The sequence below is a fragment of the Cytobacillus pseudoceanisediminis genome (assembly GCF_023516215.1).
GTDB lineage: Bacteria > Bacillota > Bacilli > Bacillales > Cytobacillaceae > Cytobacillus > Cytobacillus pseudoceanisediminis.
Genome location: NZ_CP097349.1, coordinates 2,683,605 through 2,704,289, shown reverse-complemented (window position 1 = coordinate 2,704,289; position 20,685 = coordinate 2,683,605). Strand labels below are relative to the sequence as shown.

General features: G+C 42.1%; 13 protein-coding genes and 4 pseudogenes. 10 read left to right on the top strand and 7 right to left on the bottom strand.

Annotation, left to right across the window (positions count from 1 at the left end):
• Window positions 1–54: 54 nt before the first annotated feature.
• The 3 genes from addB (at window position 55) to hlpB (ending at window position 7,800) form a co-directional block, all read left to right on the top strand.
• Window positions 55–3,561: a helicase-exonuclease AddAB subunit AddB gene (addB, locus tag M5V91_RS14425; RefSeq protein WP_251174421.1), complete on the top strand. Its 3,507-nt coding sequence runs from the start codon at window positions 55–57 to the stop codon at window positions 3,559–3,561.
• Window positions 3,539–7,297, top strand: coding sequence for a helicase-exonuclease AddAB subunit AddA (addA, locus tag M5V91_RS14420; protein WP_251174420.1), 3,759 nt, complete (start codon window positions 3,539–3,541; stop codon window positions 7,295–7,297). The genes addB and addA overlap by 23 nt, the downstream gene beginning before the upstream one ends.
• Window positions 7,298–7,488: 191 nt before the next feature.
• Complete coding sequence (gene hlpB, locus M5V91_RS14415; RefSeq protein ID WP_009331289.1) at window positions 7,489–7,800, top strand: HNH nuclease-like protein HlpB; 312 nt, start codon at window positions 7,489–7,491, stop codon at window positions 7,798–7,800.
• 35 nt (window positions 7,801–7,835) lie between these two features.
• Here the strand turns inward: hlpB and M5V91_RS14410 are convergent.
• The 6 genes and pseudogenes from M5V91_RS14410 to M5V91_RS14385 all read right to left on the bottom strand — a co-directional run bounded on the left by M5V91_RS14410 (window position 7,836) and on the right by M5V91_RS14385 (window position 9,758).
• Window positions 7,836–8,053: pseudogene (locus M5V91_RS14410) on the bottom strand (spore germination protein).
• Between the two features lie 12 nt (window positions 8,054–8,065).
• Entirely contained in the window at window positions 8,066–8,464 is a 399-nt protein-coding gene (locus M5V91_RS14405; protein WP_009331286.1) for a spore germination protein GerPE, read from the bottom strand.
• Between the two features lie 6 nt (window positions 8,465–8,470).
• Window positions 8,471–8,647 carry a spore germination protein GerPD gene (locus M5V91_RS14400; RefSeq protein ID WP_009331284.1) on the bottom strand — a complete coding sequence of 59 codons (177 nt, stop codon included), beginning with the start codon at window positions 8,645–8,647 and terminating at the stop codon, window positions 8,471–8,473.
• Window positions 8,644–9,261, bottom strand: coding sequence for a spore germination protein GerPC (gene gerPC, locus M5V91_RS14395; protein WP_269721465.1), 618 nt, complete (start codon window positions 9,259–9,261; stop codon window positions 8,644–8,646). The genes M5V91_RS14400 and gerPC overlap by 4 nt, the downstream gene beginning before the upstream one ends.
• A 44-nt stretch (window positions 9,262–9,305) precedes the next feature.
• Entirely contained in the window at window positions 9,306–9,524 is a 219-nt protein-coding gene (locus tag M5V91_RS14390; RefSeq protein WP_284521278.1) for a spore germination protein GerPB, read from the bottom strand.
• 12 nt (window positions 9,525–9,536) lie between these two features.
• Window positions 9,537–9,758: a spore germination protein gene (locus M5V91_RS14385; RefSeq protein WP_009331280.1), complete on the bottom strand. Its 222-nt coding sequence runs from the start codon at window positions 9,756–9,758 to the stop codon at window positions 9,537–9,539.
• Between the two features lie 205 nt (window positions 9,759–9,963).
• Here M5V91_RS14385 and M5V91_RS14380 point away from each other — a divergent pair.
• From M5V91_RS14380 to M5V91_RS14355, 6 genes and pseudogenes are all read left to right on the top strand, one after another.
• A pseudogene (locus tag M5V91_RS14380) lies at window positions 9,964–11,555 on the top strand (long-chain-fatty-acid--CoA ligase).
• Window positions 11,556–11,752: 197 nt separating this feature from the next.
• Window positions 11,753–12,940 (top strand): DUF418 domain-containing protein, encoded by a 1,188-nt coding sequence (locus M5V91_RS14375; protein WP_192908342.1) that lies wholly within the window; start codon window positions 11,753–11,755, stop codon window positions 12,938–12,940.
• Between the two features lie 84 nt (window positions 12,941–13,024).
• Window positions 13,025–13,932: pseudogene (locus tag M5V91_RS14370) on the top strand (fumarylacetoacetate hydrolase family protein).
• Window positions 13,933–14,127: 195 nt separating this feature from the next.
• Window positions 14,128–14,484, top strand: a complete 357-nt coding sequence (locus M5V91_RS14365; RefSeq protein WP_009331275.1) for a YisL family protein — start codon at window positions 14,128–14,130, stop codon at window positions 14,482–14,484.
• Window positions 14,485–14,687: 203 nt separating this feature from the next.
• Window positions 14,688–14,960 carry an FIST N-terminal domain-containing protein gene (locus M5V91_RS14360; RefSeq protein ID WP_284521277.1) on the top strand — a complete coding sequence of 91 codons (273 nt, stop codon included), beginning with the start codon at window positions 14,688–14,690 and terminating at the stop codon, window positions 14,958–14,960.
• A 44-nt stretch (window positions 14,961–15,004) separates the two neighbouring features.
• On the top strand, window positions 15,005–17,608 hold the full coding sequence (locus tag M5V91_RS14355) for a bifunctional diguanylate cyclase/phosphodiesterase (protein ID WP_284521276.1): 2,604 nt from the start codon (window positions 15,005–15,007) through the stop codon (window positions 17,606–17,608).
• Window positions 17,609–17,963: 355 nt separating this feature from the next.
• Here M5V91_RS14355 and M5V91_RS14350 read toward each other — a convergent pair.
• Window positions 17,964–18,526: pseudogene (locus M5V91_RS14350) on the bottom strand (DUF2777 domain-containing protein).
• A gap of 157 nt (window positions 18,527–18,683) precedes the next feature.
• Here M5V91_RS14350 and asnB point away from each other — a divergent pair.
• The gene (gene asnB / locus M5V91_RS14345) at window positions 18,684–20,531 is read left to right on the top strand and encodes an asparagine synthase (glutamine-hydrolyzing) (protein WP_071157557.1); all 1,848 of its coding nucleotides are present in this window, start codon (window positions 18,684–18,686) and stop codon (window positions 20,529–20,531) included.
• Window positions 20,532–20,685: the final 154 nt, after the last annotated feature.

The following is a 20,685-nucleotide window of genomic DNA, read 5'->3' as shown; positions in this document are numbered from 1 at the left end:
CAGCTTATATGATAAAATAATGATAGAGTGAGAGTTTTTTTAAGGAGGAAAAATATGACCGTACGTTTATTGATAGGCCGGTCCGGAAGCGGCAAAACGGAATACTGCCTAAATGAAATCCGCGATGAACTGCGGCTTAACCCGGATGGAGATCCAATCATTTATTTAGTTCCGGAACAAATGACGTTCCTTTCAGAATATAAATTAATTACCACGCCCGGCCTTGGCGGAATGATACGCAGCCAGGTATATTCTTTCACGCGCCTTGCCTGGAGAATTCTTCAGGAAACAGGAGGCATGAGCAGATATCATCTTAACAGTGTTGGCATCAGCATGCTTATCCGCAAGATCATCGAAGATAAAAAGGATGAGCTGAAGCTTTTTCAGAGGGCTGCCGATAAAAATGGTTTTATTCAGCAAATTGAACAAATGATGACTGAATTCAAACGTTATTGTGTAGCACCCGATGAACTGGCTGAAAGGCAGCAGCAGCTCTCAGGAACAGGAAAATCGAACAAGGCACTTCAGGACAAGCTTCATGACCTTGAGTTAATCTATAAAAATTTTGAAGAATCCCTTGCAGGCAAATATACTGATTCAGAAGACTACTTCCGCCTTCTTGCTGAAAAGGCCTCCCATTCAGAGTATCTAAAAAATGCCGAGGTTTATATAGATGGCTTTTACAGCTTTACATCACAGGAATATTCGATTGTTGAACAGCTGATGAAGCAGTGTAAAAACGTCACTATTACACTGACACTTGACAAGCAGTTTAAACATAGTGCAACTGAAGAACTTCATTTATTCAGAATGGCCGGAGAAAACTATCAGACAATCAAAGAAATGGCTTCCCGCAACAGATTGGGTATTGAAGAAATGGTCATTACTGAGCAAAAAAGGTGGTGCAGCCCTTCTCTTAGGCACCTTGAGGCACATTTTGACAGCAGGCCTGCTGAGGCATTTCTGGGGGAAGCAGACATTCACATCGGACAGGCTGTCAACAGGAGGGCTGAAATCGAGGGCGTTGCCAGAAAAATAAATAAGCTTGTTCGCACAGATGGCTATCGCTATCGTGATATTGCAGTACTTGCAAGAAACGGACAGGATTATCATGACATGATTGAAACAGTGTTCCATGACTATGAAATCCCATTTTTTATTGACCAAAAAAGAACTATGCTGAATCATCCGCTTGTGGAGTTAATTAGGTCAACTCTTGAAATCATCAATGGGAATTGGCGGTATGAACCGATCTTCAGAGCAGTAAAAACGGAACTGATTTTTCCGTCCAAATTAAACGCCGGCAAGCTTCGTGAGCAAATGGACAGACTTGAGAACTATGTTCTTGCCTATGGAATTCAAGGAGACAAATGGACGAAGAAGAAAAGATGGATATACAGGAGAATCAGGGGGCTGGAGTTTGAAGCGGTTGCCCAGACAGATTCCGAGAAGAGAATAGAAGATGAGTTAAGTGATTTGCGCGAAATGATTACAGGCCCAATATTAAGGCTGCACAGGCGCTTAAAAAAAGCTGCTGATGGCCGCGGATATTGTGAAGCTTTATTTTTATACCTGGAAGAATTGGATGTGCCTGTGAAGATTGAAAAGTGGAAATCAGCTGAAGAGGAAAAAGGGAACCTTGTTAAATCAAGGGAGCATGGACAAGCATGGAATGCCATTATGGAGCTTCTCGATCAGTATGTAGAAATGCTTGGTGAAGAAGAAGTGACGCTAAAGCGCTTTGCTTCCGTTCTGGATGCCGGTCTGGAGTCGCTTCGATTTACACTTGTTCCGCCTGCCATCGATCAGGTCATGGCGGCCGATTTGGAAAGGTCAAGGCTAACTGATATTAAAGCTGCCTTTGTCATTGGTCTGAATGAAGGAGTAATACCTGCCAAATTCTCAGAGGACGGTGTGCTGGCGGATGATGACAGAGAAATTCTGAACACAAACGGAATGAAACTGGCGCCAGGAAGCCGTACACGACTTCTTGATGAAGAATTTATAGCCTATAAAGCGTTTGTTACTCCATCAGAAAAACTTTTTATCAGTTACCCGCTGGCAAATGAAGAAGGTAAAGCACTTATGCCTTCTCCTTATATTAAGAGATTGGGAGATTTATTCCCTGATTGCAGGCAGCATTCCTTCATGTCGGATCCGGCAGAACTGCCGGAAACGGAGCAGCTGGAATATGCGGATAATCTAAATACTGCACTTTCGTATTTGACTTCACAGCTTCAGCTGAAAAAACGCAGCTATCCAATTTATGACCTGTGGTGGGATGTTTATAACTGCTATCTTAACAATGAGCATTGGAGAAGGCCGGCATTAAAGGTTCTTTCCAGCCTGAATTATGAAAACCGGACACTTCAGCTTGGCGCAGACATCAGTAAAGAATTGTATGGTGATCATATTCAGGCGAGTGTTTCCAGGATGGAATTATTCCATAGCTGTCCATTTTCCCATTTTGCACAGCATGGACTAAGGCTGCGGGAAAGACAGGTATACCGCTTAGAAGCTCCGGATATCGGGGATTTATTCCATGCAGCTTTAAAATTTATCGCAGAAACAGTTATGACCCAGAAGCTTTCATGGACAGATATGACAAGGGAACAGTGTGAAATCCTTGCAAAAGAAGCAGTTGAAATGCTTGCTCCTAAACTGCAAAATGAAATTCTTTTAAGCTCGAACAGACATCACTATATTAAGAGAAAGCTTGAGCAAATCATCAGCAGGGCTTCCTATGTTATCAGTGAGCATGCCAAATCAAGCGGATTCTCGCCAGTGGGGCTGGAATTGGGGTTTGGACCAAAAGGAGAACTCCCTTCGCTTGTTTTTCCTCTTAAAAATGGGACTAAAATGGAGCTTGTCGGAAGAATTGACAGAGTAGACAAGGCTCAGGATACAAACGGGACATTTTTACGGGTAATTGACTATAAATCCAGCTCCAAGGATTTGAATGTCAGTGAGGTATATTATGGGATTGCTCTGCAGATGCTCACGTATCTGGACATCATTATTGCCCATTCCAATTCTTTGATCGGGACTGAAGCCGATCCGGCAGGAGTCCTTTATTTCCATGTCCATAATCCAATCGTCAGCACTTCAAAAATGCTGACATTAGAGGATATCGAGCAGGAACTCTATAAGAAATTTAAAATGAATGGCCTGCTGCTGGGAGATGAAAATGTCATCAGGTTAATGGACCAGACAATTGAGACAGGCGATTCATCCATTATCTCAGCCGGATTTAAAAAAGACGGGACACTTTCAAAGCGATCAAAAGTGGCAAGCAAGCAGGAGTTTGATTATTTGCGCCGCTACGTAAGAAAGATGTATAGGAATACTGGCAATATGATTACAGAGGGCGATGTTAAAATTGCCCCATATAAAATGAAGGAAAAAACACCATGTACATTTTGTGCCTATAAATCTGTATGCCAATTTGACGAATCGCTCGAAACCAATGATTACAGGTTATTTGTGCCTAAGCCAAAAGAAGACATGATTGAAATCATCAAGAAGGAGGTGGAGGGCGATGAAAATGGCCATACCGCCTAAGCCGGAAGATGCAACCTGGACTGATGACCAGTGGAAAGCAATTATGGCCAAGGGACAGGATATTCTGGTGGCTGCTGCAGCCGGTTCAGGGAAAACGGCTGTTTTGGTTGAAAGGATTATCAATAAGATTATCGCTGATGAAGATCTTATTAATGTCGATGAACTCCTTGTTGTGACCTTCACAAATGCCTCAGCTGCCGAAATGAGGCACAGAATCGGCGAGGCGCTTGAAAAAGCGATTAATGCCGATCCGAAGTCTGCTCACCTCAGAAAGCAGGTAAGCTTATTAAACAGGGCATCCATCTCGACTTTGCATTCATTTTGCTTAGAGATGATCCGTAAATATTACTACATGACCGATATTGATCCCGGATTTCGAATCGCTGATGAAACAGAAGCACAGCTCTTAAGGGATGAAGTACTCGAGGAGCTTTTTGAAGAGGAATACGGTAAAGAGGGAAACGAAGCATTCTTTGCACTTGTGGATACTTTTACAAATGACAGAAGTGACACTGCCCTTCAGGATATAATAAGGGACTTATACGATTTTGCCCGCTCCAACCCTTCACCTGATCAATATCTTGATTCAATTGTTGAGATGTATAACGTGGACGGTGTTGAAAGTCTTGAAAAGCTTCCATTTGTCCGTTCCCTTTTGGAGGATATAGATCTTCAGCTGAAAGGGGCCAGGCAGCTGCTGGAATATGGGCTGGAGCTGACCAAGCTTCCTGGAGGACCGGCTCCGAGAGCAGAAAACTTTATCGCAGATCTGCACGTTGTCAATACTCTAATCGAAGCGAAAAACGATTCGTGGCCGATGCTATATGAAGCGATGCAATCATGGTCTTTTGGCAGAGCCAAAACGTGTAAAGGCAATGATTATGATGAAGGGCTGGTTGAAAAGGCAAAGAAACTCAGGGACCAGGCCAAGAAAATCATAACCGGCCTGCAGGAAGAACTGTTTTTCCGCAAACAGGAAAGCTTCATGCGTGACATGGCGGAAATGAAGCCCCATATAGAATCGCTTGTTTCGTTAGTTAAAGAATTCTCAATTCGCTTTGACCAGGTTAAAACTGAAAAAGGGCTGGTTGACTTTGCCGATCTTGAGCATTATTGCCTTGAAATTCTTTCATCATCAGATGAAGAGGGAAGGCTATTGCCATCAGAAGCAGCTCTTGCCTGCAGAAATCAGTTCAAAGAAGTCCTGGTTGATGAGTATCAGGATACCAACATGGTGCAGGAAGCTATTTTGCAGCTGGTAACAGCAGATTCAGAAGAAAACGGGAATCTTTTCATGGTAGGCGATGTAAAGCAGTCGATCTACCGTTTCCGCCTTGCAGAGCCTAATCTGTTTTTGAGTAAGTACACCCGGTTCGGACGGGACGGAGAAGAGACAGGCCTTAGAATTGATCTGGCGCGAAATTTCAGAAGCCGTAAAGAAGTCCTCCACGGGACCAACTATATTTTTAAGCAAATTATGGGGACATCTGTTGGTGAAATTGAGTATGATCAGGCAGCTGAGCTTATTAAAGGAGCACCTTATTCAGAGAGTCAGGAACACCCTGTGGAAATAGCCATTATTGATCTTGAAGGAAATGAAAAAAACGAACCTGAGCCTGAATCAATGGATGAGGGTTTTGACAGCGAAGAGTTAGCCCAGTCACAGCTCGAAGCCAGATTTATGGCGTCGAAAATAAAAGAAATCATTGGGAATCGGAAAGAAGTTTACAACACAAAGACCGAATCCGGGCGGCCTGCCAAGTACAGGGATATTGTCATCCTGCTTCGTTCCATGACATGGGCTCCGCAAATAATGGAGGAGTTCAAACAGCAGGGAATCCCTGTTTATGCCAATCTCTCCAGCGGCTATTTTGAAGCAACGGAAGTAGCGATTATGATGTCACTTCTAAAAGTGATTGATAATCCGTATCAGGATATTCCGCTGGCATCAGTTCTAAGATCTCCTATTTTGGGGCTGACAGAAGAAGAGCTTGCACAAATCAGAATCCATAATAAAAGAGGGTCTTTCTATGAAGCATTGACTTCTTTTTGCCGGAATGACCCAACCCTGGAAACAGAAGAATTATATGAGAAAGTGCGGCCGTTTTTTGACCAGCTTAAAGATTGGCGTGTGATGGCCCGCCAGGGTTCGCTTTCCGAACTGATTTGGCATCTGTATAGAGAAACCAGATTTTATGATTTCGTCGGCGGCATGCCGGGCGGAAAGCAGAGGCAGGCAAACCTTCGCGCATTGTACGATAGAGCAAGACAGTATGAAGCAACATCATTCAGAGGATTATTCCGCTTCTTAAGGTTTATTGAACGAATGCGGGACAGAGGCGATGATCTTGGCGCTGCCCGTGCTTTGGGTGAGCAGGAAGATGTTGTCCGTCTTATGACGATCCACAGCAGCAAAGGGCTGGAATTTCCTTTCGTTTTCATTGCAGGGCTTGCCCGCAATTTTAATACGATGGATCTGAAAAAGCCATACTTGCTTGATAAGGAATTTGGATTCGCTGCAAAATATGTAAATGCCGAGAAGAGAATTTCTTACCCCTCTTTGCCGCAGATTGCTTTTAAACGAAAAAAGAAAATGGAAATGCTTGCTGAAGAAATGCGGGTCCTATATGTTGCTTTAACAAGGGCGAAGGAAAAGCTTTTCCTGGTATCGTCCGTCAAAAGTGCAGATAAAAAATTAAATCAGTGGCTGCAGGCATCGGAGCATAAAGAGTGGCTCCTGAATGAGTATGACAGGGCTTCTGCAAACAGTTACCTGGACTGGATTGGTCCATCGCTTGTCAGACATAGAGATTGTGAGGCATTGAGAGGAGAAGGGCCGGTTCATCCTCTCGTTCCTGCAGAAATACTTGAACACCCTTCCTGCTGGAATATAACCATAATCAAAAGCGAAGAAGCTGCAGTTCTTTCAGAAGAAGCCAATGAGGGCGAAACGGATTTGCTGCAATTGGTTTATGAAGGAAAACCTGTTCCGGCTGAATCGGCTTATAAGGATAAAGTTGAGGAACAGCTTTCCTGGAAATATTCCTTTAAGCAGGCTGCTCAAGCTAGATCTAAACAATCCGTTTCGGAAGTGAAGCGGCAGCGGGAGATTTTTTCTGAAGAAGACAGCGGAACTGAATTAATCCGTAAAATCAATAAACCCCTGCTTGGCAGGCCTCGATTCATGCAAGAAAAATCTCTTTCTCCAGCTGAACGGGGTACTGCTATGCATGCTGTCATGCAGCATATTGATTTCAGCAGGCCTGCAACTGTGGAAACAATATCTTCCAAAATGGCAGAGATGCTTCAAAACGAATTGCTGACAGAAGAGCAGCATGCCAGCATTGAACCACAGCTGATTGTACAGTTTTTCGAAACCAAACTGGGACAAAGAATCGTTCAGGCTAAATCGGTACGAAGAGAAATCCCATTCAGTCTATCTTTTCCAGCCCGGGAAATCTATTCAGATTGGAAGGGAGAAGATGAAACGGTTCTCATCCAGGGGATTGTGGACTGTGTAATTGAAGATGAGCAGGGCCTGGTGCTTCTGGATTATAAAACGGATGGAATCAGCGGCCGGTTTAAGGGAGGCTTTGCTGAAGCCAAACCCGTTCTCGAAAACAGGTACAAAGTTCAAATTGATATGTACACCAGAGCATTGGAACAAATATTAAAGAGAGAAGTCAATGAAAGATACCTATTCTTCTTTGACGGGGCTCATACACTTAAGTTATAGGGAAAGCCGGCAAGAGAACTTGCCGGTTTTTTGTGCGTTACTAGGAATGGTATTGCGCGTAATAGCCGAAAAGCCGCGCACAACCAGTGAATTCCCGCGCGCAAAGGAAACATCACCGCGCGCAAAAACGAGAATATAAATTTACTGCCGCCCCAATATAAAGGGTAATTTAAATATAAAGGAGGCTTGCAATGGGAAAAAGGCAAATAGAGGCGGGAACCTGCGAATTATGCCTGCGGGAGGATATTGATATAACAGTCCATCATTTAACGCCGAAAGAAATGGGAGGCACCTTCCTGCCCACCGCGAAATTATGCATACCCTGCCATAAGCAGATTCACGCTTTATATACGAATGCAGAGCTAGCTGTAAGGCTGAATTCAATAGAGTTATTGCAGCAGGATGATAAAATCCGAAAATATTTGAAATGGATCAGGAAGCAGCCTTCAACCAAGTTAACGAAAGCCAAAAAGTCCAATGACAGGAAATCAAAAGGACGATAACAAATGTGCTATCGTCCTGAATTTCTGATAATGGATTAGTTATTGCCGACATTTGGCTGATCAACCAGACTGGTATCCAGTACATTGCTGGCACTCAGGCCATTGTTTGTAATGACTAAGCCGCCCGTATTTGCGGCACCCTGTCCGGTCGTTGATTTTGAATTGCTTTTTGGAGAGATATAAAGGGAGTCCCCAAATTGCACAATCCCCCGCCGACATTGATGATTTGTACCGGTCCGATTATAGCTGGCATGTAAAACATCCTTTATGAAAAATTTTCATCCTTAAGAAGCGCCGTTTTGGGATAAACCTGACGGATATGCTTGACCCGGGCTTCCATTGAAATATTTCCGCTGTTGCCGATATGAACGACAGATGATGAGGAAACCCCGATAATATCAATGTTTTGAACCCTAATGATCGGATTGAGCTGTGTTGTCTGCATGGTTATGTCTTCTTCAATTGGGATTAAAGGAATGGGTTCACTGAATACGGGATAGACTGAAAAATTCCCTTCCTTTGCGTTGAAATATTCAGCTTCACGCTGATCGGCAATTGCTCTGGAGAATCCTTTAATAAAACAGGAGTCCCCAATTTCAAATACAGAAGAAAAGGCGATGGTGTCAATATTGATTCTGTCAACGGATGAAGTTCTTTGCAGCATAGCAGCTTACTCCGGTGTCAGAGGCACAAACGGCCCAATCAGAAGTGATTCTGGTGGTGTATCAAAGGTGGCTGCCAGCTGGATCGTTTGCGTATCTCCCACCATTAAAACAGATGAACTGGATACACCGAGCACTCTTATGCTGCCAACACACAAATCTCTGTTATATACCTGATAATTCATTCGTTATTCATCCCTTTCATATTCTCCGGCAAATGCGAGATAAAGGCATGGACTCCATTGTAAATTTCCTTTTTAATAAGCTCAATAATTTCTGCGTTATCATTTTCCTGCCCTGATCGATTTGAAGCCTGCTGCTGTTTAATATAGAAGTCAATCCTGTTAGGCAGCTGCTTTTTGATATCCTCTTTGATAAATGCAATATAGGAATCATCCACACTGACATTTAACTTCTTCTGTACAGAAGCTGTAATGTCAGGAAGTTCCCGTTCTAAATATTGATAGATGGCATCTTCAATTTCCATTGTTCTCTTCATTTGATTCTTAGGCGAAATAGGTGCTTTGATGTTTTTGTTATCTACGGCAAAATCTTCAATGTTTTGCAGCTCAGAAGGATTTAAGCCAATATTTAAAGTTCCTTCAAGAGACTCTACCTTAAGCTGGTCGAATTTATATTCAATCCGATCGACCTGCATCGGCGGGCGGTTTTTCAGAACTTCAGTCTCTTCCTGAAGTTTTTTGACCGCTGCTTCCAGGCTGCGTATTCGTTTTTCCTGTGCCTCCACAAAAGCATGCAATTGCTGAAGATAGGTATTTAATTGCTGATTCAAGCGCACCACCTCGCTTTATTAAAAATGAACTTAACGTTTCTGCGCTCCAGTCAAAGGGACAGAAGGTGCCAGCAAAACACTCCCCCTGCTGGCCCCGCCGGCGTTGGCAATTCCGCTTCAGGTGCAGGCTCAGTAAAGCCGCCAGTGTTATACAAATAAGACGCTGGCTTTATTATGCCTGCACTTCCAATCTGCATGACGGAAGAGTTTGAAATCCCGCCTATCTTAATAAAATTAATATGAATGGATTGCTGTATATAAAAATTCATAAGATCACCCGTTTAAGCATTGAAATAATTGCCCTGATCCACGCCATCACAATCATAAGTGTTTGTTGTGCTCCGGTGATTGTAGACATTCAGGCCATCCCCTGTGTTAAACGATCCAGCGCCTGAAAAGGTCTTAGCGTTAGAAACAGGCATGATTTTATAGACATCCCCAATGTTGAAGACAGAACTGCTTCCGATTGATATGACCTGTGCGACTCCGACAATAGCTGGCATACATAACACCCTTTAAAATGATTTCTTGTATATCGTATGTGCCTGCTAGCTGATTGTGATTAATTAGCCCAAATATCTGAAATGCGTTTAATAAGAAGGCCTGCAAATGTTATATAACAGACAAAATTCAGGTGAAACTGTCATATTTTTTATGATAATATAGAAAATATAGAATTCACTAAATTTTCAGTGAGGTGGCCATAAGATGAATGTCCCATTAATAGTAACGCAGTTTTTAGATCGTGCTGTGTCTCTTTACGGTTCAAAGAAAGCCATTTTTGCAGATGATCGAGTTTTTACATATGAGGAATTGAATACGAGAGTTAATCAGCTCTCCCATGGCTTAAAGGCTTCAGGGATTGAAAAAGGGGACAGGGTGGCTTTTCTTGCACCAAATTCCGTCGAAATGCTGGAGGGCTTTTATGGCATTTTTCAGCTGGGAGGAATTATCGTCCCTCTAAATATACGGCTGAAGCCGGAAGATTATCTGTATATATTAAATCACAGTGAATCCAAAATTCTATTTGTAGACCAGGATCTTTATCACCTTATACTTCCCGTGAAAGATCAGCTGAAAACTGTGAAAAAAATCTTCGTGCATTATAAAGAGGAAGAGACTGAAGAGAGTGATTATGATTCATGGCTCAGCAGCCAGGACAGCAGTCCATATCAGAGGGAAGTCCTCGATGAAAATGATGTGTGCAGCCTTCTATATACCAGCGGTACAACAGGCAATCCAAAAGGTGTCATGCTGACCCATCGCAACAATTACCTGCATGCATTGTCAACTATGCATCATTTAAGGGTCAGTGATCAGGATGTATTGCTTCATGTCCTCCCGATGTTCCATGTGAATGGATGGGGCTCTCCTTTTTATTACACGGCAAATGGAGCTTCTCAGGTGTGTATAAGAAAAGCGACTCCGGAAAGGATTTTTGATGAAGTGCAAAAACATAAAGTATCCGTCATGCATATGGCTCCTACAGTCCTGAATTCGCTGATGCAGCATTATGAACAATTTGTTCCGGCTGTTGAACAAGATGTCAGAGTTGTTATAGCTGGTTCCGCCCCACCGCCAGCTTTTGTAACAAGAGTAGAAAAGGAGCTTGGATGGGAGTTCATACAGGTATATGGAATGACTGAATCATCTCCATTAAGCACTGTATCGACGATTCGATCTCATCTTAAAGAACTTCCACTTGCTCAGCAGTACCGGATGAAAGCAAAGGCAGGACACCAGATGATAGGCTGTGAAGTCAGGGTAATTAATGAACAGGGTGAAGAAGTGGCCCATAATGGCCTGGAAATCGGTGAAGTCGTTGTCCGCAGCAACGGAGTGATGAAAGGCTATTGGAAAAATGAAGAGGCAACAATGGAAGCTATTCGAGGCGGCTGGCTTCATACCGGTGATATGGCAAATGTAGATGAATACGGAAATATCGATATCGTAGACCGTAAAAAGGATATCATTATCAGCGGCGGTGAAAACATCTCATCCATCGAAATTGAAGGGGCTTTATACGAGCATCCTGCAATACTGGAAGCAGCCGTTATAGCTGTACCTCATGAAAAGTGGGGGAAACGCCGCACGCGTTCATCGTGCTGCGAAACGGGAAAACACTGACTGAGCAGGAAATTATCAGTTTTACCAGGGAGAAACTTGCCCACTTTAAAGCTGTAACGGGAGTGACTTTTGTCGAAGAGCTGCCGAAAACAGCTTCGGGGAAAATCCAAAAAATCCATCTTCGGAATGATTACTGGGAGTTGAAAGGGAAAACAGGCCGTTTTGTTAATTAACTGAAAGCCGGGACTACAGCATTTGCTGGGGTCTTTTTTTCAAAAAGAATGATGATAGCTGTCTAGCACAAGCAGCCTGCCCCCTTAGTCTCTCGTTCCTTCGTGGGCAAGGAGCTTCCGCATTTCTTTTCTGGACAATTAGAATTCTGCTCTCTATCATTAAGGTTAGATTTTCTTTCCAAAGAAGGAGGCGTTTTATGGACAGGCAAGTCAGTCCGGTGCTGGAGAAGGATCGGATCATTTCGCTGGATATTATGAGGGGATTTGCCATCCTCGGGATCTTTTTGGTTAATATGCTTTCTTTCCATTCGCCATATCTATACATTGATCCTTTTGAATGGTGGGACAGCCCGGCAGATAAAGCAGCCTATGCTTTTATTGATATCTTTGTGCAGGCCAGCTTTTATCCATTATTTTCCATGTTGTTCGGTTACGGATTAGTCATTCTGAGGGAGAGTGCACTGGCTAAAGGCCTTGGATTTGGAGTAATGGCTGCAAGGAGATTTTCCCTTCTGCTGCTGTTAGGCATCATTCACGCTTTTCTCATATGGCATGGGGATATTCTAATTAATTATGCAATCTTTGGCTTTATGTTTTTACTGTTTGTAAAGATGTCCGGAAGAAATATGCTTTTGACCGGAATATTGCTTTACATCATTCCCAATCTGTTATTTTCCCTTTTGTTTTTTGCAACTGTTCTGTTTGTTCCTGCTGATGAGCTATCAATCTATGACCCTCAAGCGGCATTAGCTTCTTTACAGGTCTATCAAAATGGAAGCTTTACTGAGGTTACCGTACAGCGGGCAGAGGACTGGTCAGGAGTTAATAATCTTGCTTCACTGCCTATCATGATTGCCTCTATTTTTCCTTTATTTTTAATAGGAGGAGGAGCTGCCAAGCTGAAATGGCTGGAGGAACCGGAAAAAAATCGTGCATTCCTCACGAAAATAATGCTGGTCTCTTTGGCTGCAGGGGTATTGTTTAAATTGCTGCCATACATGATGGAAAGCAATCTGGGACTGGATTACGTGCAGGATATATTTGGAGGCCCGCTGCTGGCTATTGCTTATGGTTTAGGGATAGCAGTGATGATAAAAAATGGTCAAGGTCCCGGATTTCTGCTGCCGCTCTCATATGTTGGGAAACTTTCGCTCTCAAATTATCTTTTCCAGTCTATTATCTCGACTTTTATTTTTTATAGTTATGGATTAGGTTTCTATGGAAAGGTATCTGTTTTTTGGGGGACACTTCTGGTTATTTTCATTTTCGCTTTTCAGGTAATAATCAGCCGCTTCTGGGCTGCCCGCTATTATTATGGACCGATTGAATGGCTTTGGAGGAGCTTCACCTATTTGAAAATCCCTAGTTGGAAGAGAAAGGGTTAATATTTGGGTTCACTTATAAATAGTCCAAAAATCTGAAAATTTATATTATACTAAAAAAGTGAAAAATAAAATGAGGTGATGGGAATGAAGTTTGTTACTTTTAAGGATGGCAGCGGAAGTGTGGCAGGTTTATTGGACGGAACCGGCACAAAGGTTGTTCCGCTAAATGCAGCTTTAGTAAAAATGGAAGGCAAAAGTGATTTGCCAGCGGCTTTGAAGGAATGTATTGCCTTAGGAGATAAGTTCATTGAGAAGGTACATAGATTAAAAGATTGGCTAAGCAGCAATCCCGGCAGGGAAGAACTCTTCCGGCCGCTCGCTTCTGTTGCATTGGAGGCCCCGATTCCCCGTCCCGATAAGAATATCTTTTGTGTAGGCAAGAATTATGCCGAGCATGCAATTGAGATGGGAAGCAAAGAAGACATTCCTGAGCATATAATGGTATTTACGAAATCGCCAACAACGGTAATAGGCCATAATGAAACGGTATTAAATCATCATAATGTTACAGCAGAGCTGGATTATGAAGGAGAGCTTGCCGTTGTAATCGGAAAAAAGGACGGGCTATCCCCAAAGAAGAAGCATTGGATCACATCTTTGGCTATACCATTATTAATGATGTGACAGCAAGGGATCTGCAGTCACGCCATAAGCAATTTTTTATCGGAAAAAGCCTGGATGCCACATGCCCGATGGGTCCATGGATCGTCCATTCATCTGCAATTGAAAACCCGAATCAGCTTGATATTCAAACAAAGGTAAACGGAGAATTGAGACAAAGTTCAAATACTGAGAACTTTATCTTCCCAATCGAAGAAATCATCTCGGTCCTGTCAAAAGGCATGACCCTTGAGCCGGGAGATATTATTGCTACTGGAACTCCCGCAGGTGTAGGCAAAGGCTTCAAGCCTCCACGCTTTCTTCAGCCGGGAGATAAAGTGGAAATTACAGTTGAAAAAATAGGAACTCTAACAAATTGTATAGAAAAATAAACAGGTGGCCTGTGTACAAAATCACAGGCCATTACGTATTAATTTATATTTTCAGAGTGTCCATGAAAAATATCACATATTGCCTTAAATAGTTCACAAAGTTGTTCTTAAATGATCTTAGCAGCACCATAATTTTAGGATTTTCTATGCCAATATGGTATGATGGTATCGAATTTTACTATAGGAGGCACTGGAATGATACATGCCCATATAACAACTTGGTTTTTGGCACTAGTTTTATTTATTATTGCCCTTATGATGCATAAAAGCGGCAAGCAAAAAGGTTTAAAAGTCGTTCACATGATCTTGAGACTGTTCTATTTGCTGATTATTGGAACAGGGGTTTGGATTTTAAGCAGCCTTAACAGCATTGACCTTCTTTATGTGCTGAAGTCCCTGGTAGGCATTTGGGTAATAGCTATGTTTGAAATGATTATTATCCGAACTGTTAAAGGGAAAAAGACATCTATTTTATGGGGGCAGTTTGTTGTTGCTTTAATTTTGGTTTTATATTTAGGCTTTGTTAAATTGCCATTAACATTTATGACGTAAATAAAGATATTTTTTGAGAAAGCTGCCAAAAAGGCAGCTTTTTCTAATTTTGTCATGTCATGACTTCACTAAATATGGTAATTTAAAAATATAACTAACTCTATGATAAAAAATTAGAAATGGGAGTCTCTGCTGTATAAGGAGCGTTCCTTTAGCGGGTAACTGGCATTTTTCTAATGATCTTACTGTGATGGTGGGTTTTTATGGCAAAGACGATTTCATGTTTATATAAGAATACCAGCCAGCTGAATAGATTTATAGACTTGAACGAATTAGATGAATATCCTAATTTGCTGGTGCAGGTTTTTACAGGAAACCCTGAAAGTCTAAATATCGCGAAACTTCAAAAAGAACTGGCAGACAAGCTTCCATTTGCACAAATAGCAGGCTGTTCGACTTCTGGTGAAATTCATGAAGGCCGGATTACGGAAAAACAAACAGTGATCTGCTTTACTGTCTTTGAAAAACAGAATTAAAATCTTTCCTGTTTAACAGGACTGATTTTAAGAATAGTTATGAAATGGGCAAGACCTTAGCACGGGAACTTGCTATCTTCAATACAGAAGCTGTAATTATTTTCCCTGCTGGATTTGATGTAGATTCCACAGCCTTGCTGGAGGGGATTAATGAAACCCATCCAGATATAGTGATTTCAGGGGGCCTTGCGGGAGATAATGGCTTATTTCAGGAGGGCTTAGCTTTTACTCAAGATGGACTCACCAGCGATGGGCTTGCAGCAGTTGCGCTTCAAAGCGGCCATCTTTCAGTCCGTCCGTTTGCAAATTATCAGTGGCAGGAGATTGGAAAAAGCTTTACTGTTACAAAGGCCGAAGGATCTATCATCTATTCCTTAGATCATAAGAAGCCCTTAAATATTCTAAAGCACTATTTGGGTGAGGCTTTTATTAAGGATTTACCGGAATCAGGTACTGAATTCCCTTTCCTGTTAAAGTACCGCGGGGAAAAAGTTTCTGTTTTTATTATAAAACCACTCGAAAATGGTGCTATTAAAGTAAACAGGAAGGTTGAAGAAGGAGACACACTCACGTTTGCTTATGCTAATCTGGAAGACATCATTGAACGGTCTTTACAGGAATTAAAAGAGCTTGACCAGTTAGCTCCTGAAAGCATATTTATATACAATTGTATGGCACGAAAACAGTTTGCAAGAGATTTTACGGAAAAAGAACTGGAGATGTTCCAGGGGATAGCCCCGGCGAATGGGTTCTTTTCATACGGGGAAATTTCTTTCCGAAAAGGCAGAGTGCCGCAGATGGTCGGACATTCTCTTACATATCTTGCTCTATCAGAAAATGTTGCTGAATCAAAAAAGAATCAGCCAAAACTATATTCTTATGAAAAGACGGCCCAATTTAAAACGATTACTTCTTTGACTCATTTAATGCATGCTTCTCAGGATGATATTAATGCATTAAACAGCAGTCTGAAAATGTCTGAACAATATTATAAATCTCTATTTGATAATAATGCAGATTTTGTTTATTCAACCGATTTGAAGGGGAATTTCACAAGTATTAACCCTGCATTCGAGAAAACTTTTGGGTTCATGCAGGATGAAATAATCGGAAAAACAGCTCTTTCATATGTGCGTGATGCGGATGTGCCAAGGGTCAGAATGCACTTTTACCGGGCGTTAAGAGGGAAAGAGCAATATTATAACGTTTATATCAATACAAAATCTGGCGAAACCAATCTTTTTCAGCTCAAAAATATTCCGATTACTGTTAATGGGGAATGTGTAGGTATTTATGGAATTGGCAGAAATATTACAGAACAGAAAAAGATTGAAGAGAAGATAACAGAACTGGCTTTTTTTGACCGGGATACGGGGCTGCCAAACAGAATGAAGTTTACAGAACAATTGGAAATGCAATTAAAGAGAGCCAGAAAAAAACAGAAGAAAATTGCCGTTCTTTCTATTGATATCGACCGATTTAAAATCATAAATGATAGTCTGGGTCACTTTGCTGGGGATATGGTGTTAAAGGAAATTTCCGAAAGAATAGAAAGGGTTTTGCCATCGGGTTCTTATTTGGGAAGGTTCAGCGGTGATAAGTTTACTTTAGTATTATCAAGGGAAGCAACTATCGAGAAGGTTATGAATGTCTCCAAAAAGATATTAGATGAAATATCGCATCCTATATCTCAGTCGAATCAGGAGTTTATTGTCACTGCCAGCATTGGTGCGAGCCTGCATCCAGATGATGGGGCCGATGAGCATTTGCTGCTGAAAAATGCGGATATTGCCACAAATCGCTCCAAGCAGCAGGGAGGAAACAGGGTCACCTTTTTCTCAATGGAAATGAATCAGCAGGCAATGGTCAGACTTGAGCTTGAAAGCTACTTAAGAAAAGCTTTGCAGAAAAATGAATTCTTTCTATGCTATCAGCCCTTAATTGATCTTGAAACTGGCAATTTATACGGGAGCGAAGCCCTAATCCGCTGGAATCATCCAAAACTTGGACTTGTTTCACCCGGTGAATTTATTCCTCTTGCAGAAGAGACAGGTCTCATTAAGGATATCGGCGGCTGGGTATTGCGGTCGGCTTGTAAACAGAATAAACGTTGGCAAATGCTTGGCTATAAATCGCTTTCCATCTCTGTGAATGTATCGGCCTATCAATTCCAGCAGCCAGGATTTCTTCAAGAAGTTAAGATGGCATTGGAACTTTCCGGTATGGAGCCGCAATATTTAACATTGGAGCTGACGGAGAGCACGATGCTTAGAAATGTTGAGCACAGTATACAAGTCATGCAGTCGCTGCAGAATATAGGAGTCAAAGTATCAATTGATGATTTTGGCACAGGCTATTCTTCCCTAAGTTATTTAAAGGACCTTCCAATCAATACATTAAAGATCGATCGGTCTTTTATTAATAATCTGCGATTAAACACATCCGATGTTGCCATTGTAAAAGCCATCATCACCATGGGACACGGACTTGCTGTTAAAGTCGTGGCAGAAGGGGTGGAAACACAGGAGCAGATTGAGCTGTTAAAAGAATTGAAATGCCATTATGCACAAGGCTTCTATATTCATAAGCCGCTTATGACCAGTGAGTTTGAGGAAGGCTTATCTAAATATGCCCAAACGCACAGCTAGAATAAAGAAACAGCAGCACCGCCATTAAAGGCAGGCTGCTGTTTTTTTATGAAAAAAGTATAAGATTTTGAACGTCGAACTAGTGCAATCTGACTACCCCCTCGAGATCACAAGCTTGTGTTGTTTCGGCTCATAGGGACTCAGGGTCATAAGCCGTTTCCTTTCAGAAGGAAGAACACCTTCTGAAAGGAAACGGCTTATGCCTGAGGCCCGCAGGATGCAGGTCATGCAGACGTTGCCACAGGACAAGGAAAGCTACGGAAGCGATACTTCGCACGACCGAAAGCGTTAGCTTTTGGGAGGACGTGGCGTTCTTAGTCTGCTTTCCTTCGTGGTCAAGGCGCTTCCGCATTTCTTATGAAGAAATCTTTTCAATAACCATTCTTTTTCCGCTGTTTAAGGTAAATTCAAACCGATCACTCATTTTTTCATAATAGCAAAAATGGTGCTGCACATTGCAAATATGATCCTGATTATCAAAAACGATAAAATTCACACCGCTTTTTCTGTCTTTATCATTGAAAAATGCCAGCTGATTATAGCAATAAATACAGTCATAAACCGAAAATTGCATGGAATTTAAAGTGGTTACGAACTGGTAAAAGGCATCATCATTCATTTCCTCCAGTAATCTCTCGAGGGAGAAAACAAGATGTTTTCGGATGCGGATCGAGTCCTGATTCTTTAAGTGGAATATTTCATCATCAAAGGCCACTTTGCCATCCTCAAATAAAATGCCTTTCTTCCACCGTTTAAAGCGAAATATTTCCATTTCCTGATGGAGGAATTCATCCAATAATGATGCTTCATCTGTTTCATGGTCGAAAAAACCCATTGTTCATTAATATACTCTACAGTGCCTTCTGTAAAAGCACGGGATTGATATTCAATAAGCTTTGTTCGCTGCTGTCTATTCATATAAAACCTCCATTAACTTCCTCAACTTCTTTTTAGACAGTTTTGGCGATTTTTATAACCGCTTGTATGTGGACAATTAACTTTTTTCTAGGCTGTGCATACAATAGCATCATGAAAAATGTGCCCATGCGATTCCGCTTTGAAAGGATGATGTAAAATGTGTGGAATTACCGGCTGGATTGATTTCCAAAAAGATATGAGAAAAGAAACGGCAGCAATTGGAAAAATGGCGGATACGCTGGCAAAGCGGGGTCCAGATGAAACAAACATATGGACAGATGTGCATGCTGGATTCGGCCATAAAAGGTTAATTGTTGTAGACCCGGCAGGCGGAAAACAGCCAATGACTAGGGAAAAACATCAAAACCGCTATACAATTTGCTATAATGGAGAGCTTTATAATACGGAGGATCTCCGTAAAGAACTCCTTATAAAAGGATATTCGTTTGATGGCCATTCTGACACTGAGGTTTTGCTGACTTCTTATATAGAATGGGGAGAAAATTGCCTTCAATTTTTGAATGGCATCTATGCTTTCGCTGTATGGGATGAGAAGAAAGAACAATTATTTATAGGCAGGGACCGTTTAGGGGTAAAACCTTTATTTTATAGAGAAACGAAGCAGGGCATTATATTCGGATCTGAATTGAAGGCTATTTTGGCCCATCCTGATGTTAAGGCTGAAATCGGCAGGGAAGGTCTGGCAGAAGTTTTTGGACTGGGGCCATCAAGATCCCCAGGGTCAGGAGTTTTCAGAGGCATTGATGAATTAAGGCCTGCACATGCGCTGACCTTTTCGAGAAATGGACTGAAGGTATGGCGTTATTGGAATGTAAAAAGTGCGCATCATGGGGATAATGTTGAGGAAACTGCTGAACGAGTGAGAGAATTATTTACGGATGCTGTAACAAGGCAGCTGGTCTCGGATGTCCCTTTATGCACGTTCCTTTCCGGCGGTGTGGATTCGAGTGCGATTACCGCTATTGCGGCAAAAGCTTACGAAAGAGATGGAAAGGGCCAATTGAACACTTATTCGATAGATTATGAGGGAAATGAAGAGTTTTTCAAGGCAAATGAGTTTCAGCCCAATTCGGATGGAGCATTTATCCGAAAAATGTCCCAGTCCTTTAATACGAGACATAACAGCTGTATAATCACCCAGCAGAAGCTGGCAGAGGATTTAATCGAATCCGTGCATGTAAGGGATCTTCCGGGCATGGCTGATGTCGATTCCTCCCTGCTATGGTTTTGCAGGGAAATAAAAAAGGATTTTGTTGTAAGCTTATCAGGTGAATGCGCGGATGAAATATTTGGCGGCTATCCATGGTTCCATAGAGAGGAAGACTTAAAGCGTAAGGGCTTCCCGTGGATGAGGTCGCTCGAAGCCAGACAGGGGCTATTGAAAGAAGATTGGAGGAAGAAATTAAATATCCATGACTATGCCATGGAAAAATATCTTCAGGCAATCTCTGAAACCCCTGCCTTAGACGGGGAAAGCAAGGAAGACGCAAGCAGGAGAGAACTTTTCTATATTAATATGATTTACTTTATGACGACCCTTTTGGACCGTAAGGACAGAATGAGCATGGGGGCGAGCCTTGAAGTCCGGGTGCCTTTTGCCGATCATCGATTGGTGGAATATGTATGGAATATTCCGTGGGAGATCAAAATGCATGGAAACCGCGAAAAAGGAATCCTGCGCAAAGCACTCGAAGGCATACTGCCGAATGAAGTCTTATACAGAAAGAAAAGCCCGTACCCCAAAACGCATAATCCGGAATATACGGGAGCAGTCCAAAAGATGCTCACTGGATACCTGGAAGACCGGTCATCCGCTCTGTATGAATTCTTTGATTACAGCCAGCTGAAGAATATAATAGAATCGGGCGGTGACTCATTCCAGGAACCATGGTTTGGGCAGCTTATGACTGGTCCTCAGCTGTTAGCACACCTTGCACAGATTCATATTTGGTTTAAAGACTATAATATAAATATTTTAGAATGAAAAAACAGCGGCAGTCTTAACTGCCGCTTTCATTATGGGGGTCATGCAGACGCTGCCGCAGGATAAGGAAAGCTGCCGCAGCGATACATCGCACACCCGAAAGCGGTAGCTTTTGGGAGGACGTGGCGTATTTAGTCTGCGTTCCTCAGTGAGC

Excerpts from the sequence above, each read along its gene's own strand:
- addB (WP_251174421.1), top strand. The coding sequence starts at position 55 with ATGACCGTACGTTTATTGATAGGCCGGTCCGGAAGCGGCAAAACGGAA.
- M5V91_RS14390 (WP_284521278.1), bottom strand. The coding sequence starts at position 9,524 with ATGAATTTTTATATACAGCAATCCATTCATATTAATTTTATTAAGATA.
- addA (WP_251174420.1), top strand. The coding sequence starts at position 3,539 with ATGAAAATGGCCATACCGCCTAAGCCGGAAGATGCAACCTGGACTGAT.
- hlpB (WP_009331289.1), top strand. The coding sequence starts at position 7,489 with ATGGGAAAAAGGCAAATAGAGGCGGGAACCTGCGAATTATGCCTGCGG.
- M5V91_RS14405 (WP_009331286.1), bottom strand. The coding sequence starts at position 8,464 with ATGCTGCAAAGAACTTCATCCGTTGACAGAATCAATATTGACACCATC.
- M5V91_RS14355 (WP_284521276.1), top strand. The coding sequence starts at position 15,005 with ATGGGCAAGACCTTAGCACGGGAACTTGCTATCTTCAATACAGAAGCT.
- M5V91_RS14385 (WP_009331280.1), bottom strand. The coding sequence starts at position 9,758 with ATGCCAGCTATTGTCGGAGTCGCACAGGTCATATCAATCGGAAGCAGT.
- asnB (WP_071157557.1), top strand. The coding sequence starts at position 18,684 with ATGTGTGGAATTACCGGCTGGATTGATTTCCAAAAAGATATGAGAAAA.
- M5V91_RS14360 (WP_284521277.1), top strand. The coding sequence starts at position 14,688 with ATGGCAAAGACGATTTCATGTTTATATAAGAATACCAGCCAGCTGAAT.
- M5V91_RS14375 (WP_192908342.1), top strand. The coding sequence starts at position 11,753 with ATGGACAGGCAAGTCAGTCCGGTGCTGGAGAAGGATCGGATCATTTCG.
- M5V91_RS14400 (WP_009331284.1), bottom strand. The coding sequence starts at position 8,647 with ATGAATTATCAGGTATATAACAGAGATTTGTGTGTTGGCAGCATAAGA.
- M5V91_RS14365 (WP_009331275.1), top strand. The coding sequence starts at position 14,128 with ATGATACATGCCCATATAACAACTTGGTTTTTGGCACTAGTTTTATTT.